At 46.8% G+C, this 16,122-nt stretch carries 16 protein-coding genes; 12 read left to right on the forward strand and 4 right to left on the reverse strand.

The window, feature by feature from the left end:
• The first annotated feature begins 43 nt into the window (after positions 1-43).
• The 3 genes from Q7V21_RS17105 (at position 44) to Q7V21_RS17115 (ending at position 1,373) form a co-directional block, all read left to right on the forward strand.
• The gene (locus Q7V21_RS17105) at positions 44-427 is read left to right on the forward strand and encodes a YciI family protein (protein ID WP_304918439.1); all 384 of its coding nucleotides are present in this window, start codon (positions 44-46) and stop codon (positions 425-427) included.
• A 1-nt stretch (position 428) separates the two neighbouring features.
• Positions 429-899 (forward strand): VOC family protein, encoded by a 471-nt coding sequence (locus Q7V21_RS17110; protein ID WP_304918440.1) that lies wholly within the window; start codon positions 429-431, stop codon positions 897-899.
• A gap of 132 nt (positions 900-1,031) precedes the next feature.
• Positions 1,032-1,373: a zinc ribbon domain-containing protein YjdM gene (locus tag Q7V21_RS17115; protein WP_304918441.1), complete on the forward strand. Its 342-nt coding sequence runs from the start codon at positions 1,032-1,034 to the stop codon at positions 1,371-1,373.
• A gap of 60 nt (positions 1,374-1,433) precedes the next feature.
• On the opposite strand, the gene Q7V21_RS17120 is transcribed toward Q7V21_RS17115, so the two are convergent.
• Positions 1,434-1,688, reverse strand: a complete 255-nt coding sequence (locus Q7V21_RS17120) for a DUF4282 domain-containing protein (RefSeq protein ID WP_304918442.1) — start codon at positions 1,686-1,688, stop codon at positions 1,434-1,436.
• A gap of 245 nt (positions 1,689-1,933) precedes the next feature.
• On the opposite strand from Q7V21_RS17120, the gene Q7V21_RS17125 reads away from it, so the two are divergent.
• From Q7V21_RS17125 to Q7V21_RS17165, 9 genes are all read left to right on the forward strand, one after another.
• Positions 1,934-3,274 carry a paraquat-inducible protein A gene (locus tag Q7V21_RS17125; RefSeq protein WP_304918443.1) on the forward strand — a complete coding sequence of 447 codons (1,341 nt, stop codon included), beginning with the start codon at positions 1,934-1,936 and terminating at the stop codon, positions 3,272-3,274.
• Entirely contained in the window at positions 3,267-4,940 is a 1,674-nt protein-coding gene (gene pqiB / locus Q7V21_RS17130) for an intermembrane transport protein PqiB (RefSeq protein ID WP_304918444.1), read from the forward strand. Before Q7V21_RS17125 ends, pqiB begins: the two co-directional genes overlap by 8 nt.
• 12 nt (positions 4,941-4,952) lie before the next feature.
• On the forward strand, positions 4,953-5,540 hold the full coding sequence (locus Q7V21_RS17135) for a membrane integrity-associated transporter subunit PqiC (RefSeq protein WP_304918445.1): 588 nt from the start codon (positions 4,953-4,955) through the stop codon (positions 5,538-5,540).
• Between the two features lie 145 nt (positions 5,541-5,685).
• Complete coding sequence (locus Q7V21_RS17140) at positions 5,686-6,222, forward strand: sigma-70 family RNA polymerase sigma factor (RefSeq protein ID WP_304918446.1); 537 nt, start codon at positions 5,686-5,688, stop codon at positions 6,220-6,222.
• The gene (locus tag Q7V21_RS17145) at positions 6,219-7,214 is read left to right on the forward strand and encodes a FecR domain-containing protein (RefSeq protein WP_304918447.1); all 996 of its coding nucleotides are present in this window, start codon (positions 6,219-6,221) and stop codon (positions 7,212-7,214) included. Before Q7V21_RS17140 ends, Q7V21_RS17145 begins: the two co-directional genes overlap by 4 nt.
• 176 nt (positions 7,215-7,390) lie before the next feature.
• Positions 7,391-9,817: a TonB-dependent receptor gene (locus Q7V21_RS17150; RefSeq protein WP_304918448.1), complete on the forward strand. Its 2,427-nt coding sequence runs from the start codon at positions 7,391-7,393 to the stop codon at positions 9,815-9,817.
• Between the two features lie 5 nt (positions 9,818-9,822).
• Positions 9,823-10,116, forward strand: a complete 294-nt coding sequence (locus Q7V21_RS17155) for a hypothetical protein (protein WP_304918449.1) — start codon at positions 9,823-9,825, stop codon at positions 10,114-10,116.
• Positions 10,117-10,120: 4 nt separating this feature from the next.
• The gene (locus Q7V21_RS17160; RefSeq protein WP_304918450.1) at positions 10,121-11,716 is read left to right on the forward strand and encodes a PepSY domain-containing protein; all 1,596 of its coding nucleotides are present in this window, start codon (positions 10,121-10,123) and stop codon (positions 11,714-11,716) included.
• On the forward strand, positions 11,713-12,066 hold the full coding sequence (locus tag Q7V21_RS17165; protein WP_304918451.1) for a DUF3325 domain-containing protein: 354 nt from the start codon (positions 11,713-11,715) through the stop codon (positions 12,064-12,066). The genes Q7V21_RS17160 and Q7V21_RS17165 overlap by 4 nt, the downstream gene beginning before the upstream one ends.
• Before the next feature lie 51 nt (positions 12,067-12,117).
• Here Q7V21_RS17165 and Q7V21_RS17170 read toward each other — a convergent pair whose 3' ends face one another.
• Genes Q7V21_RS17170 through Q7V21_RS17180 form a run of 3 tightly spaced genes read right to left on the reverse strand, consistent with a single transcriptional unit; the run spans position 12,118 to position 16,031 of the window.
• Positions 12,118-13,479, reverse strand: a complete 1,362-nt coding sequence (locus tag Q7V21_RS17170) for an NAD-dependent succinate-semialdehyde dehydrogenase (RefSeq protein ID WP_304918452.1) — start codon at positions 13,477-13,479, stop codon at positions 12,118-12,120.
• Between the two features lie 15 nt (positions 13,480-13,494).
• On the reverse strand, positions 13,495-14,754 hold the full coding sequence (gene doeA, locus Q7V21_RS17175) for an ectoine hydrolase (protein ID WP_304918453.1): 1,260 nt from the start codon (positions 14,752-14,754) through the stop codon (positions 13,495-13,497).
• Positions 14,751-16,031, reverse strand: a complete 1,281-nt coding sequence (locus Q7V21_RS17180) for an aspartate aminotransferase family protein (RefSeq protein WP_304918454.1) — start codon at positions 16,029-16,031, stop codon at positions 14,751-14,753. The genes doeA and Q7V21_RS17180 overlap by 4 nt, the downstream gene beginning before the upstream one ends.
• Positions 16,032-16,122: the final 91 nt, after the last annotated feature.

A 16,122-nucleotide genomic window follows, 5' to 3' on the forward strand; every position in this document is an offset into this window, starting at 1 on the left:
AAAAATGGTATCTATAAGGTCAACAGACCCTAAGGAGAGTGAGATGAAATATCTGGCTTTGGTGTATTACCAGGAAAATATTATGAACGCGATGACCCAGCAGGAATGGGACAACCTGAATCAGGAATGTATGGCCTGTGGTGAAAAACTGCAAAACAGTGGCCATATGCTTGATGGCCATGCATTGCAATCAGTTGAAACCGCTACCACGTTGCGGGTTCGCAATGGCAAGGTCACGGTGACTGATGGTCCGTTTGCCGAAACCAAAGAACAACTGGCCGGGTTTTATTTACTGGAAGCTCGCGATATCAATGAGGCCATTCAACTGGCTGGCAATATTCCACCGGCCCGTTATGGCAGTATTGAAATCCGTCCGGTGCGTGAATTGCAAACCGAGAGAAACAGCAGTGGCGGTCAAGGTGGCTGAGATGCAAAAAATCACGCCCTGCCTGTGGTTCAACGACAATGCCCAGCAAGCCGTTACGTTTTATTTGTCGGTATTTGGCGGTGAGGAAGTGGATCGGCTGTATTACAACAGCGCGGGTCCAGGCCCTGCAGGTTCATTGCTGTCGATTACTTTTCAGATTGAAGGACAGCAGTTTATTGCGTTGAATGGTGGTACGGATGTGGCCTTTAATCATGCTCTGTCATTGTTGGTCAGCTGTGAAAATCAGGCCGAGATAGATAGGCTTTGGGAGAGACTGTTAGTCAATGGTGGCATGACATTGCAATGCGGCTGGGTACAGGATCAGTTCGGCGTGTGCTGGCAGATTGTGCCGGCTATGCTGGATAAAATGTTGCAGGATAAACAGCGCGCTCCGGCAGTCATGTCGGCATTACTGTCGATGAACAAACTGGATATCCTTCAGCTACAACAGGCATACAAACACACCAACTAAAATAGTTATCAAAAATAACATGGACAATGTTTTTTAGAAAATGACTCTGCTGTTTTAAACTTCTTTTTATCAGCAAAAAAATGGCTTCTGGCGTACTATATCGCGCTATGCCAACGTACCATGAGGTTTGAAATGAGTGATTTACCCAATTGTCCGAAGTGTGATTCTGAATATACCTATCAGGATGGCAATATTCTGATTTGCCCGGAATGCTCTTATGAATGGTCAGCCGATCAGGTGATGGACAAGGGCGAAGCCTCAAATGAGATTATCGATGCCAACGGTAATGTTTTACAGGATGGCGACACCGTAACGGTCATCAAAGATCTGAAAGTGAAAGGCTCATCTTTGGTAGTAAAAGTCGGTACCAAAGTCAAAAACATCCGTCTGGTGGATGGCGATCATGATATTGATTGCAAAATTGATGGCATCGGTGCGATGAAACTTAAATCGCAGTTTGTAAAAAAAGTCTGACACTTCGATAGCATAGTGACAAAAAGTTAAGGGCTCTAAACGAGCCCTTTTTTGTGTGATTTACTTGTCCGCTACTTTTTTGATGTTTTCGTGAATTTTGAATAACACAATAAGCAGTTCACACCAGATTCGTGCCCCCACAGCACCACCAATAATTATGCCCAATCCCATAACGAATTTGCCAAAGGTTACTCCGCCAAAGCCGCTAAACATTGCTCCGAGTCCAGAAACAATCGCAAAAAACAGCAGCAGCCAATAAACCAATGTAATAATTTTTGGCGTTAACATAGAATCAAAAAACAGAACATCTCTCACTTTCTTATACTCCTTAAAAGTTTAATATCAGCGGATGCGGGGATTTGTTAACCAACATCCTTTTCGGTATTTGGGTGCTTCAATGAACCACCCTGTGGCAATAAATGAACATCGTTTTTAATTAAATGTCATATCAAAAGAACGGTATTTAACATCTGTCTACTGATACCCAACATATCTATTGCCAATGCGTATAATGCCAGCTATCACCTTTCCTTTCTCGAACAACGTCACGGAAAACTGATTTGAAGCAGCCCGCTACAGTCGAAAATATCCCTGCTGATATTGCTCCTTCCTCACCGGAAAGCCGTATTTCACTACGAAGAATGCGTGCTTGTCATGAGTGTGACTGGGTAGTGGTTTTGCCAGCACTTCGGGGCGGCGAACATGCCACCTGCCCCCGCTGTGGTCATATTTTGGTACGTCGACATTTTCGCCCCGCCCAACGCAGCATGGCTTTAGCCATCAGTGCCTTAATTGCCTTGATTCTGGCAATTTCATTTCCGTTTGTCAGTTTTGAAGCCAGAGGTATTGGCAACAACATCGAACTCACTCAAACCGCCACCAGCATGATTGGTTTTCATCAGCCGTTGGTGGCGATCATTGTTGCATTAACCATCATTGTGTTGCCTGCGGTCTATCTATGCGGTGTGATATGGCTGCAACTGGGTTTGTTACGTGCAGCCCCCTTTCCATTCAGTCGGGGCATTGCCCGTTCGCTCACCCACTTGAATCCCTGGATGATGGCCGATGTGTTTATTATCGCGGCGTTGGTCAGTCTGATTAAAATTGCCGGTATGGCACAGATTGTATTAGGCGTGTCGTTCTGGGCGTTTTGTGCTTTTGCTATTTTGCTATTGATGACTACCCGCTCAATTGACGCTGATTGGATGTGGTTTTCACTGGCGGGAGAGCCACAGGCTCCTAAAGGTATCCGCACCGGAGAAACTGCTGCATCTCAAAGCTTGGCAGGTTGTTCCACCTGTGGACTCATTAACGAAGTTTCAGATATCGGTCATGGTCACTGCCGACGTTGTGGCGAACCTTTACATTTACGTTTACCGCATAGTTTGCAGCGAACCTGGGCACTTTTGGCCGCGGCTATCGTGATGTATATTCCTGCCAACGTTTATCCGATCATGACCACAACATTATTGGGACAAAGTAATCCCTCCACCATCATTGGGGGGGTGATTGAATTATCGCAAAAAGGATCGTGGCCGATCGCCGCCGTGATTTTTTTCGCCAGTATCGTCGTCCCGGTGGGCAAAATACTGGCGTTAATCTGGCTATCTATTGTGGTACAGAAAAGTAACGAACTGACAGCGAATGCAAGAACCAAACTATATCGGGTAACTGAATTTATTGGCCGTTGGTCCATGGTAGATTTATTTGTAGTCGCTATACTGGTGGCATTAATCAGAGCCGGTAATCTCATGTCGATTACACCCGGTCCGGCTGCATTAGCGTTTGGTGCAGTTGTGATACTCACTATGTTAGCGGCGATGACCTTTGATCCACGGTTGATTTGGGACTCGCCCCAAACAGCACTGAAACAGCCGTCCAAGGAAACCATAAATGAGTGATGCCCCCGTCACCAGTGAAGAAAAACCAACCGATCTGCACAAAGCCAGATCTGGTAAACAATCCCGGTTTTCACCGATCTGGATTGTGCCAATTGTGGCCTTACTGATTGGAATATGGCTGATATATGACAATTACACACGGATCGGGCCAAGAATCACCCTAACCATGGCCAATGCCGAAGGTATCGAAGCCGGTAAGACCATGATAAAAACCCGCAATGTTGATATTGGTCAGGTGGAACAGGTTCGTTTATCCGATGATTTAACCCACACCTTAATCATTGCGCGTATCAATCCCGAGGCAGAGCCGATGCTGGTTGAAGATTCCCGCTTCTGGGTGGTTAAACCACGTATTGGCCGTGAAGGCATCAGTGGATTGAATACCGTGCTTTCCGGTGCCTTTATTCAATTACAGCCAGGTAGCAGTGATATCAGCGAACGAGAATTTGCTGTTCTTGAACAACCCCCCCTCTCGACACTAGGGGCCAAGGGCTTACGAATAAGCTTAATTAGCCAGCTAGGTAATTCATTGCGTGTTGGTGATCCTGTCAATTATCAGGGGTTTAATGTTGGCCGGGTTGAAAGCGCCGAATTTGATAGTGAACGCCGTGAAATGCGTCACCAGTTATTTATCGAAAGTCCTTACGATGTGCTGGTCACCGAAAGTACTCGTTTCTGGTCGGCCAGTGGCGTGGATTTAAAGTTAGACTCCGAAGGGTTCAAGGTCAATATTGCTTCACTTGAGGCTTTATTAGGTGGTGGCGTCACTTTTGGTGTGCTCGAAGACTTACCGGTTGGCGCTCCCGCTGAAGCCGACAGCACATTTATTTTATATGGTGATGAAGAAAGTGCCCGTCAGGAAGCCTACACCCAATATCTGGAATATGTATTGTTGATTGAGGATACCGTCCGTGGACTTTCCAAAGGTGCGCCTGTTGAATTCCGGGGTATACGTATCGGTACTGTTTCGAGTGTGCCTTGGAAATTTACTTCGCCTGAACGCAATGCACAGAGCGGTTTTGCAATTCCTGTATTGATTCGCCTAGAGCCACAACGACTGGGCAGTAATGAAAAAGTAAATCTTGAAGAATGGAAAGCCCGCTTTGACCGGATGCTTAATGCCGGTTTAAAAGCGACGTTAAAATCAGGTAATCTGCTGACCGGTTCATTATTTGTCGATCTTAATTTCCAGCGTGACGAATCGGTTGAGTTTGTTGCCAGAAAATTTGAAGGACTGCCGGTGATGCCAACCACCTCGACCGGTCTGGCTCAAATAGAACAAAAAGTCTCTAATTTGCTGGACAAACTGAATCAGCTGGAAGTTGAACCAATATTAACCAGTATGGATCGAACGCTGGAAAGCTCAGAAACCATGCTCAACGAAATCCGAGATCTGACTGGCAGCATTCAAACTTTGGTCAATGCTTCAGAAACACAGGAAATACCGGCAAACATTAATCAGACACTGGCGGAAATACGTACCACTCTTCAAGGGTTGTCACCGGACTCTTCGGCCTATCAGGAGATGACCGGCACTTTGCAACGACTGGAAAAGTTACTGCGTGATATTCAACCCGTTGCCCGGACTTTGAGCGAACAGCCCAATGCATTGATTTTTGATCGTCGAAACAGCAGCGATCCCTTACCCAGAGCCCCGACTGAATAATCAGGATGCCCCATGTTATTAACATTCTTTAAATCGTTATTTAGCGCACTGCTGCTACTGAGTCTGTTGGCTTGCGCCGGTAAACCTGTCACTACCGAGCGGTATAACCTGCCGGAAACGGCACAAACCACATCACAGGTTTCAACTAGTGCTGAACAGGTGTTGGTCATCGGCTCCATCCGTCTGGCGGAATTTCTCGACAGTGATCGCATTGTGCTGCAACTGGATGATATTACCCTGCATCAGGCACGGGAAAATCTTTGGGCAGAAAATCTGGCGCAACAAATTCGCCGTGGCTTACGTAATCGGTTGAGTTCACAGCTTCCGGATCGGCTGGTGGTTTCGGATAGTCGTGGCTTGAAACAGGATACATTGACGCTACAGCTGGAAATTGAACAGTTTCAAGGGCATTTTAATGGCAAAGCTATAACCAGTGGACAATGGCAACTCCAGGATAGTCAGGGAAATCTGCTGGTTATTGCACCATTCAACATTGAAACCACTCTGGCCTCCGACGGCTACCCCGCTCTGGTTCGAGCTTTGGGCAGCAATCTGGATAAACTGGCCGTACAGCTGGCATCGCAAATTAAGCAACGCTAATTTACTGCAAAACTGAACTGAATCACCATAAAGATTATTCGTGTATAGCGAGCTCGATCTAATGTGGCAATGGAATAACAGCAGATCCTAAAATTGACAGTCTTTCACTCTTAATAAATAATGAGAAACATTCTCATTACTATTTATGGAGCAGACCTTGAGCAACGGCCATGTCTATGATTCCGATCCGGTGGCCACACTGTATCAAGAACATCGAAGCTGGCTGCATCGTTGGTTAAAACGAAAACTCGATTGTGATGAGCAAGCCTATGATGTAATTCAGAGTATCTTTGTCAGGGTGTTACTCAAACGCGATGAGCTGTCTCAATTGCGGGAACCCAGAGCCTATCTCACTACTATTGCTCATGGTCTGGTCAACGATATCTGGCGTCGTCAAAAGCTGGAACGGGCTTATCTTGAAGCGTTAGCCACTCTCCCTGAATTTACCTATCCCTCCGAAGAACAACGCGCCGAAATCATAGAAACCTTACTACAAATCGATTCCATGCTGGATACCTTGTCCTCGCCAGTACGTCAGGCATTTTTATTATCACAACTCGATGGCCTGACCTATAAACAAATAAGCTTAAAACTTGCCGTGTCGGAAAGAACTATAAAAAACTATATGTCACAGGCCATGTTGCAATGCTTACGAATTATCAATCTGTCTGCAGACAAATGAGCAGCAAATCAGCTAATTCACTAAATGACACTATTTTGATGCAAGCCGCAGACTGGTTTGCCGTATTGCAATCGGGTGAAGTCAACAAGGAAGATGAAAATCTTTGGCAGGAATGGCTCATGGCTGATGCGTTGCACAGACAGGCCTGGATACAGATTGAACAGGTTTCTGGATCATTTCAAAAATTAAAAGATCGTTCAGATAGCCAGGCAACACGAGCATTATTGGCAAAAACAAAACGTACAAAATTATCTGCTGTAATAGTGCAGAACTTGTTTATTTTTTGTTTTGTGTGCTTTGTAGCCGCTGTTGGTTGGTACCAGCTCACCCCCAACCTCATTGCTTCTTCAGAAATTCACTATCAAACGGCGATTGGTGAAATCAACACCATTAAACTGCATGATGGCACCACAATCACGCTGAACACCAATACTCGCGTCAGAACAGTTTATAGCGAAAAACTTCGAAGAATTGTGGTGACTTCAGGTGAAATCATGGTCACTACTGCCCCCGACAATATCCAGCCAGCCAGACCAATGGTAATCGATACTGCCGACGGACGGCTTACACCCATCGGCACCCGATTTACCGTGCGGCATCTTAATCAAACAACTGAGCTGAATGTATTTGAAGGAGCAGTAAAAATTCAACCTCATAAAGCAAATTCAACCACTGTGATCACTGCCGGCCGACAAGGACTATTTGATGAAAATAGGATTATTGAATCTGAGCTTGATGCAGATCACAGCCGAGAAGCATGGACCAGCGGAATATTAATCGCCGATAACATGCCTTTATGTGATTTTGTTTCTGAGCTGAACCGATATCGACAAGGCAACATTATCTGTTCCAACGACATCAGTGATCTCAAACTGGTTGGAGCCTACCCCTTGAGTGATACATATCAGATCATCAGTGCCATAGAATCATCTCTGCCGGTAAATTTCTGGCAGGTAAATGAGAAAATTTGGCGGGTGGATTCGCGACGTTAACCAATTATGTTTATCTGCACAAAACTAACGCTGAGATTTTCTTTAATTTTCAGAAAACAGGTCCTAGAAGACTCTAGGTGATATTACAAAAAGTTATAAATCGTTTCACTTTTTTGCGAGTTGTTCGGCGTAACCCATGAATAGCTTTTTTTCTTTCTGGGAACACGGATACCTTCATGACTAAAACAGTAAAGCTCGCATCAATGGCTCATCGGCAACTTTTAAGTGGTTTACTCATTTTGACTTTATTAAGCTTTTCAGCATTTAGCTACGCAGAAACAAAATATTACGGTATCCCTGCTGGCCCACTTTCCAGCACGCTCAGCAAGTTTGCTGCTCAGGCTGGGATTTTGCTGTCGGCAGATGCTCAATTAATAGAGGGAATTCAAAGTTTTGGACTAGAAGGTGAACACACTGCTGAGTCTGGGTTGCAGGAATTGCTGAAAAACAGTGATATCGAGTTCATTCGAGACAATAACAACTATGTGCTGCAACCAATTCGCGAACCATTGCCAGAATCCTCACTTATGCAGAATGAGGATAGTTCATACCAACTGGGTGCTTTATCAGTTATTGGCACACCTCAGTCACGCTATGAAAGTCGTTATGCCGACACGGCAATGAGACTGCCCAAAAGCCTGGACAAGGTATCGCGCAGTATTGACGTGATTCCTGAACAGCTTATGCTCGACCAGCAGGCGCGTGAAATGGCTGATACTTTTCGTTTTTCACCTAATATGGCCGTTGCAGATGGTTTCGGTGGTACACGTGAACATACCCTGATCCGCGGTTTCGAACGTAATGACAATGTCTATCGCAATGGCGTGCCATCTGGAAACTCCAGCCGCGTGGATCCGGCTACTATCGATAATGTGCAGATCATCAAAGGGCCGGTGGCAGATATCGGCCGCATGTCGCCAGGCGGTATTGTTAATATCGAAACCAAACAACCGAAGTTCCAACGTGAAGGTTCAATCTCAACCACATTTGATGAACATGGTCAGCGTCGTGGAGTTATTGATCTCACAGGTCCAATCGACGACAGCGAGAATCTGGCCTATCGCTTGACCGGATCCCTGGAAGACAGCGATACCTTTCGTGATACTAAAGTAGATCGCCAGTTTTTGTCTTCTTCACTACTCTGGCAGGATGACACGGGCTGGCTGGTCAGTCTGAACCATGAATACACCCGGGACCGCCGTGAAGTTGACCGTGGCCTGATTACCATCCCGGTCGGCGACTCAAAACGCCAGATAGCCGATGTCTCTCACAAGACTCGATACGATGGCAATATCCCGAATGAGCGTGACTCCGAGGTAAATCATCTCGAACTTAATATCGTCGTTCCATTAGCTAATCCAGCATGGAAAGTTGTTAACAAGCTGTTCTACAGTCGGGAAACCAGCGAGGATATCAAAGCTGAAGTTTCTGCTGTGGGACCAGATTCCGGTCTTGCTGACAATGTGCTGGCAAGAAGAGTCATTAAAAACAGTGATAGTGAAGTTGTTCATAAATTTATCCGCTCGCAATTGATTGGCGAGATCGACAGCATCGTGCCGGTTCAACTGGCAACCGGTATCGAATATCGTGAGTTTAATCAGAAGTGGAAAAACGCCAGTGGCAGCAATCAAATAGGCGGAACGGTATTTGATCCTGATTCGTTTACCTTAATCAATGATATCAATACACCCAATAGCTATAGCGCAAGTGAAACCAACGTTAGATCTCATGGTTTCTTTTCTGCCATGGATATCTTATTAACCGACAAACTGACGCTGGATGTTGGTTTGAGATATGAACGGTTCCGTAATAACAATGAGCAAAATAATCTCCTGGCAGGCACGACCAATAAGAGCGACTCAGGGCGAAGCGGCAAATTGACCAAAGGTGTGGGTCTGGTCTGGGAAACGCTGCCAGGTCTGAACCTCTATGTCAGCTATGCCGATACGTTCGAACCGCAGAGTATTTATTCTGGCGATCAACGTGTGCTCCGCTCCGATCCAAGTGAAGGCCGACAGGTTGAAGCCGGCGTCAAGTGGAGTTCCAGTGATAATCGCTACTTCATTACTGGCGCGGTATTCGATTTACGTGAAGATAACGTGGTTGAATTTGTTAATGGTGAGCCGGAGCTTGTCGGAGGCCTAACCTCCAAGGGTGTCGAATTTACTATGACCGCCAACCCAGTCGATGGATTCAATCTGCGTGGTGCAATTGGCATGCTTGATGCCCAGGTAGAGAGCACTAATGAAGCAACTGATGGTAATCGACCACGCAATGTGCCCAACACCACAGCCAGCCTGTGGGCCAGTTATGAATTCCAGAATCCACAGAGTGCATTCAGAGGATTGGGCTTTGGCAGTGGTATCACCCATGCCAGCAATCGTTATGGTGATAACCAGCATAGCTACAAACTCGGTGACTATACCTTGGTTGATGCCGGGTTCTGGTATTACCTCCCTGTTGGACACACTAAGCAATTGCGCTTAGACCTGGGGGTCAAAAACGTGACCGATGAGAAATATATTGTTGCATCGGGCGGCAATACCCGTATCAGCGTTGGTGCTCCCCGAACTGTATTTGGCGGCGTAAGACTGGAGTTCTGATATTTGTGTCATTAATTACAGCTAACTCAAATATCCATCGCTGGATAGCATTACTGCTCCGCATCATAGCCGCTATCTTTGGCGGCTATGTCTTGGGGGTAACCCTATCTATCATTCTGGCAGCCGCAGTAACCTCTTCGACAGCAGATGCTGCATTAGCGGCAATGTTGATGAGTTTTGCCTGTTTCATCGTAGTGCCACTGTGGGTCTTCCATCAAAAAAGCATTGGCAAGATCTACATCGGCTTGATAGCCACAATTGCTTTAACTGGCAGTCTGGCATGGTTTTTAGTGATCTGATGCGATGAAGACCAGCTTTCGTCAATCCATGTCAGGCTTACATACCTGGACCGGGCTGCTATTTGCCTGGTTGCTCTATTTTATGTTTATTACCGGTACAGCCGGTTATTTCGATACAGAAATTGATCGCTGGATGCAGCCAGAATTGCCTGTTGCCGTTCTGAATACCGATACCGGCGAATTTATCAGTCAGGCACAAGATTTTCTAAGCAACAATGGCTTGCCAGCAGACAGATGGCTGATTGTCAGAGCACTTGACCGTAACGATCCCTTTCCCAGAGTGTTATGGCAGCAGGATGGTGCCATTCATGGCGGAATGTTCAGTCCTGAAGACAATACTTTGCTCACCGCCAGAGATACCGGCGGCGGTCAGCTGCTATACCAGATGCATTGGCGTTTGCATTATATGTCACGCAACATCAGCGATATTGTGGTCGGCATCGCAACCATGTTTCTGTTGTTGGCACTGATTACCGGCATCATTATTCATAAAAAAATCTTTAAGGACTTTTTCACCTTTCGTCCGGCCAAAGGATCCCGCTCCTGGCTGGATCTGCATAATCTGAGCAGTGTGCTGTCACTGCCTTTTCAACTGATGATTACCTATTCTGGTCTGGTGTTTATGATGTTGGCTTATGTACCGGTGATTATCTCGGCGCATTATGGTTTTGCAGACGATGCACGCCAGCAATTCAATCAGGAGGTTTTTAGTTCTGCGGCAGAGGTGAGTTCAAGTGGTCAAAAGGCTGAACTTACCGAGCTAAGTAAATTAGTAACCACGGCCGAAACAGTATTGGGCAAAGACCAGATTAGGCTGGTAGATATCCGAAATCCCGGTGACCAGCATGCAAGAGTCATCATCTCTGACAGCCATGCGTCCGGCCCCTTGCGCAGCAGTAATCGATTAATATTTGATGGGGTCACCGGTGAGCAACTGGAAATACGCCATGCTTATGAGACAAATGTAAAAGCTACCCGTGACGTTTTATTGGGCTTGCATGAAGGTCTGTTTGCAGGCCCATTACTACGCTGGTTGTATTTCTTTTCTGGTCTGCTGGGCGCAATGATGATTGCGACGGGCTTGGTTCTCTGGGCAAAAAAACGCCGTCAGAAGTTTGAAAAACAACGAGATACTGAACATCTTGGTCTGAAACTGGTTGAAAGACTCAATGTGGCCACCATCGTTGGTTTGCCGATCGCTATTGCCTGCTACTTTCTGGCCAATCGCTTACTCCCTGTCGAATTAGCTCAACGCGCTGACTGGGAAGCACATGTCATGTTTATAAGCTGGTCTTTGATGTTTGTTTATGCAGCCTGTCGCCCCATACATGCCGTTTGGCGCGGTCAGCTTTATCTTGCCACCAGCTTGTTTATCGCTGTGCCGCTGGTCAACATGATCACCTCTGACCGTCATTTAATTCACAGTTTGCAGGCTGGAGACTGGGTATTGGCTGGCTTTGATCTGACTATGTTGGGACTAAGCCTGGTTTTTGCGATTGCGGCACAACGCGTAAAAAACAACCATAAAGAGAAGCTTATATCAACCCCAACCCCAACCAGACCTCTCCGATCCCGTTTGCTCAAAGACAATATTCAATGACAACACTGCTTGCGACCCTAAGCGCAATATCGTTAGCCTTTGCCGGAATGACCCGTCTGGCAATGAATATGGACCGTCATTATCGTCAATTACCAAAACAACATTCTCAACGCATGAAATGGCGTTCACTCTCTCCGCTTATTGCCAGCCTATTGCTTTCGGCTTCACTTATTGCCGCCATTATCAGTCAGGGAGTGGGTAACGGCTTGGTGTTATGGTTTGGCATCCTGACAATAACCACATTCGCTCTTGCGATGTTGTTCACTTACAGACCTGAAACAGTCATCACGCTTGGCTGGTCGGCTGTGCTGGTTGGCAGTATCACCATGATTCTTTTTTTAATTGGGTGATATCTCTGCAGAGGAGATGTAGCTTTCCATTCCAGCGAATGGCATGCCGGTTTATTTAATCCAGATTTGCTTGGCATTCACAAACTCACGAATTCCATGCGGTCCCAGTTCCCGGCCATAACCTGAACCTTTGATGCCTCCGCTAGGTAATCTCGGATCAGTTTTGACAATGCCGTTAATCGCGACCTGTCCAGACTGAAGTTGCATGGCTAAATGTTGAGCCAACTCGCTATTTTTAGTCCAGACACTGGCTCCCAGCCCATATTCGGTGTCATTGGCCATCTCCAGTGCATGTTCGTGATCTTCTGCTTTAATAACGGCCATAATCGGGCCAAAGGTTTCTTCACGAAATGCACACATCGTCGGTGTCACCCCGGTCAATAAGGTCACTGGATAAAAAAAACCTTTGGTATCAGGCAATTCACCACCCAATAAACATTTGGCACCTGCGGCGACGGTATCTTCAACCTGTCGGTGCAAATTCAATTGCAGATCTTTACGGGCAATGGGGCCGATATCGGTATTGGGCTGCAATGGGTCACCCAGTTGCAATTTGCTCAGCCGAGTTTTAAGCAGCTCCACAAAATGATCGTAAATTTCAGCCTCGACAATAATGCGTTTGGCGGCAATACAGGATTGACCGGCATTAATGACGCGGGACAGACAAACTACATCAGCTGCCGTTTCCAGATCGGCATCTGCGAGAATAATACTGGGATCGGAGCCACCCAGCTCTAACACGCAAGGCTTGATTTCACTGCCTGCCAGTTCTGCGACTTTCCTGCCCGCCCCACCGGAACCGGTAAACGAAATAGCCATAATGCGTGGATCCCGAATTGCTAATTCGACCTCTGGGGTTTCCAGGGGCAGATTTACCATAATATTTTCCGGTGCACCGGCTTTGACAAAGGCATTGGCAATGGCTTGGGCTGTTTGTGGCACATGCGGATCATGCTTCATCACACAGGTATTCCCCGCCATCAACGCTGGTGCCAGATACCGAAAAGCCAGCCACAGCGGCGCATTCCACGGCAGAATGCCAAGCAATGTGCCTAATGGCTGATAGCAGACATAACTAAGTGACGCATCTGATTCGATGGTTTCTCGGCTCAAAAATTTTTCGGCATTATCTGCATAAAATTCCGCACAAAAAGCGGCTTTTTCAACTTCGGGCACACCTTCTTTAATCGGCTTACCCATTTCCAATGCCATCAATTGTGCCAAATCATGTTTTTCAGCACGTAATTGTTTGGCTACAGCATGTAATACCTCGCCACGCTCAATAAAACTACGGTCACTCCAATCGGCAAAAGCTGTGTTGGCTTCACCGATACGGGCATACATTTCATTTTTAGTGAGGCAGGGAAAACTATCGATTTTTTCACCGGTATACGGATTGGTTGTGGTTAACATGAGAACCTCTATAGATTAACTGACGGAATTCTGGGCGCGCTCGATTTGCTTGTCGGCTTTCGCTTCGCTTTTAGGATTTTTATCCACTGAGATGAGCTTTTGTTTGCCCTGATCGGCTTTCACTACAAAATCCCGGTCCATAGTGAAAAACGACTCGCAACCATCTTCGGTAATGTGGATGGTGTCAGAAATCCCGCATGTTTTATCGCCATCAACTCCCCACATCCATGGAATGATATGGAAGGTCATACCCGGTTTAAGTACGGCTGATTCACCTTGCTTGAGACTAACGATATAGCCTTCATCCCAGCTGGGTGGAAAGGCGATGCCAATTGAGTAACCAGAACGCGTCACCAGCCGCGCACCGATATCATTTTTGGTAATGATATTGCGGATCATATTGTCGGCATCTGATACCGTCATACCCGGTTGGAAATTGCTATGCACTGCATCCAAGGCCATTTTCATAATTTCCTGAGCCTTGTACATCGATGGACTGAGTGCTCCGAGAACGACGGTACGCATCATCGCTGTGTGATAACGACGATAGCAACCACCGACTTCCAGAAACACATGTTCGCCGGGTTGTACAATTCGCCCTTCCCAGGTGGCATGACCAATCATAGTTCGTGGGCCGGAAGTCACATAAGGCATGACGGCCGGTGGCTCACCACCAGCACGAAACATCGCTGCGCTTATTGCAGCGCCGATTTCATTCTCTGTGGCATCTGCCTGCACAGCATCAATACCGGCTTGCATGCCGGCTTCAGTCGCTCTGGCAGCATTTTGCATCAAGGCAATTTCCATTGATGACTTACAGACTCGACCTTCTTCAACGATGCCAAAACAATCCAGCAATTTACCGTCAGTCAATGTGTTATGAATGCAATCCTGATGATAAGCCGGAAAGAAATAACTGTTACGTTCATAACCAATACGCTTTTTATCCAGACCGAATTCACGCAGTGCATCAACCAGCATCTGGATGGCATCACCTGTGTCTGGATAGGGTCGGGTGATTTCCACCCAGGTGCGATGAATCACATTGGACTCTTCCAGCTTGCGGGTGATCATGAAGGGTTCAGCTTCCAGCGGCACTACCAGCGCCTGAAAGAACGAATAGCCGGTGGTTTGATAATCTGTCAGATACATAATGTTTTCTGGATCAGAAATCACCACCGCATCCATATGCCGTTCGGCAATACGCTCACGCAATTCGCCAAGTCGTCGTTCATATTCTTCAAACGGGAAAGTCATATCATCACGATGTCTCATGCAGCTTCCTCCATTTGCATGACCTTATCAGTCACTTCGACCAGAATATCCAAACCTTCCTGCAAGTCAGACAGTGGCGTGGTCAGTGGTGGTATCAATTTGACCACTCGCCCTCCGGTACCGCAGCTGGCAATCATTAATCCGGCATCAAAACACTGATTCACAATGGCTTTGGCTCTATCGCCATTGCCAACATCCAGTCCCAGAATCATGCCTTTACCGGTGATGTTCACTTCCGAATGGCGTTCAGCCAGCGGAGCTAATGCTTCAGCCATTAAATGGCCATTCTCACGGACTTCTTTCATCAACTCATCGTCATCAAAGTAAGTCAGTGCCTGATCGCCAGCGACAAATGAAATGTCCTGACCGCGGAAAGTGCCAGTGTGCTCGCCAGCTGACCAGTGTTTATCTATTTCCGGTTTCACCAGATTCATCGCCATCGGGGTTCCCATACCGCCAATGCCTTTGGCAAGACAGATAATGTCCGGATCTATTCCCAGATCATCGAAGCTGAAGAACGAACCGGTACGGCCGACACCAACTTGAATATCATCGATGATCATTAATGCCCCCACTTCTTTTGCCAATTTTTCCAATTCTTGTAGCCATTCTTTTGAGGCGACTTTAACGCCACCTTCGGCTTGAATGGTTTCCAGCAGAAATGCGGCCGGCGGAGCGATGCCACTGGAACTGTCGGCATAGATTGCTCGTAACTGTTTAATGCTTTTCATGCCACAGCCCAATGAACAGTCAGGGCAAGTGGTTTCGCAGCCAAAGGCAAAATGTTTGACATGATTTAATGGCACACCGGCCGCATTACGGAAATATTGATTGGCGGTAGCACTTAAAGCACCCAAGGTCATGCCATGAAAACCATGACTGAAGGCAACGATATCCTGACGTCCGGTCACCCGTCTGGCCAGTTTCATTGCGGCTTCAACAGCATTGGTGCCGGTCGGCCCCATAAACTGCATTTTATGCGGCATATTGCGTGGTTTGAGTATGGTATCGGTGAAGTGCTGCATAAACTGCCGTTTGGCGGTGGTATGCATATCAAGGCTGTGCGTTACGCCATTAGATTGAATGTAATCCACCACGGCTTTGGTCATACGCTGATTGTTATGGCCGAAATTCAATACACCGGCACCGGCAAAGAAATCGATATATTGCTTGCCGTTTTCATCGGTCTGCCTTGCATTGATCGCAGTATCAAACACTACCGGATATACCCGGCAATAGGCGCGGATCGCAGACTCTCTTTCTTCAAATATGCTCATTTAATTCTCCTCTTGAACACGTCACTGGGACGATTTAGGGCAGTTCCTCCGGAACAGGTACGCCAACTCCAACCAGGCGTGAAAACAATCG

This window comes from Methylophaga sp., from assembly GCF_030651745.1.

Coding starts and splice junctions, on each gene's coding strand:
- Q7V21_RS17140 (WP_304918446.1), top strand. CDS start 5,686: ATGGAGCAGACCTTGAGCAACGGCCATGTCTATGATTCCGATCCGGTG.
- Q7V21_RS17160 (WP_304918450.1), top strand. CDS start 10,121: ATGAAGACCAGCTTTCGTCAATCCATGTCAGGCTTACATACCTGGACC.
- Q7V21_RS17110 (WP_304918440.1), top strand. CDS start 429: ATGCAAAAAATCACGCCCTGCCTGTGGTTCAACGACAATGCCCAGCAA.
- Q7V21_RS17150 (WP_304918448.1), top strand. CDS start 7,391: ATGACTAAAACAGTAAAGCTCGCATCAATGGCTCATCGGCAACTTTTA.
- Q7V21_RS17145 (WP_304918447.1), top strand. CDS start 6,219: ATGAGCAGCAAATCAGCTAATTCACTAAATGACACTATTTTGATGCAA.
- Q7V21_RS17180 (WP_304918454.1), bottom strand. CDS start 16,031: ATGAGCATATTTGAAGAAAGAGAGTCTGCGATCCGCGCCTATTGCCGG.
- pqiB (WP_304918444.1), top strand. CDS start 3,267: ATGAGTGATGCCCCCGTCACCAGTGAAGAAAAACCAACCGATCTGCAC.
- doeA (WP_304918453.1), bottom strand. CDS start 14,754: ATGAGACATCGTGATGATATGACTTTCCCGTTTGAAGAATATGAACGA.
- Q7V21_RS17135 (WP_304918445.1), top strand. CDS start 4,953: ATGTTATTAACATTCTTTAAATCGTTATTTAGCGCACTGCTGCTACTG.
- Q7V21_RS17115 (WP_304918441.1), top strand. CDS start 1,032: ATGAGTGATTTACCCAATTGTCCGAAGTGTGATTCTGAATATACCTAT.
- Q7V21_RS17165 (WP_304918451.1), top strand. CDS start 11,713: ATGACAACACTGCTTGCGACCCTAAGCGCAATATCGTTAGCCTTTGCC.
- Q7V21_RS17170 (WP_304918452.1), bottom strand. CDS start 13,479: ATGTTAACCACAACCAATCCGTATACCGGTGAAAAAATCGATAGTTTT.
- Q7V21_RS17105 (WP_304918439.1), top strand. CDS start 44: ATGAAATATCTGGCTTTGGTGTATTACCAGGAAAATATTATGAACGCG.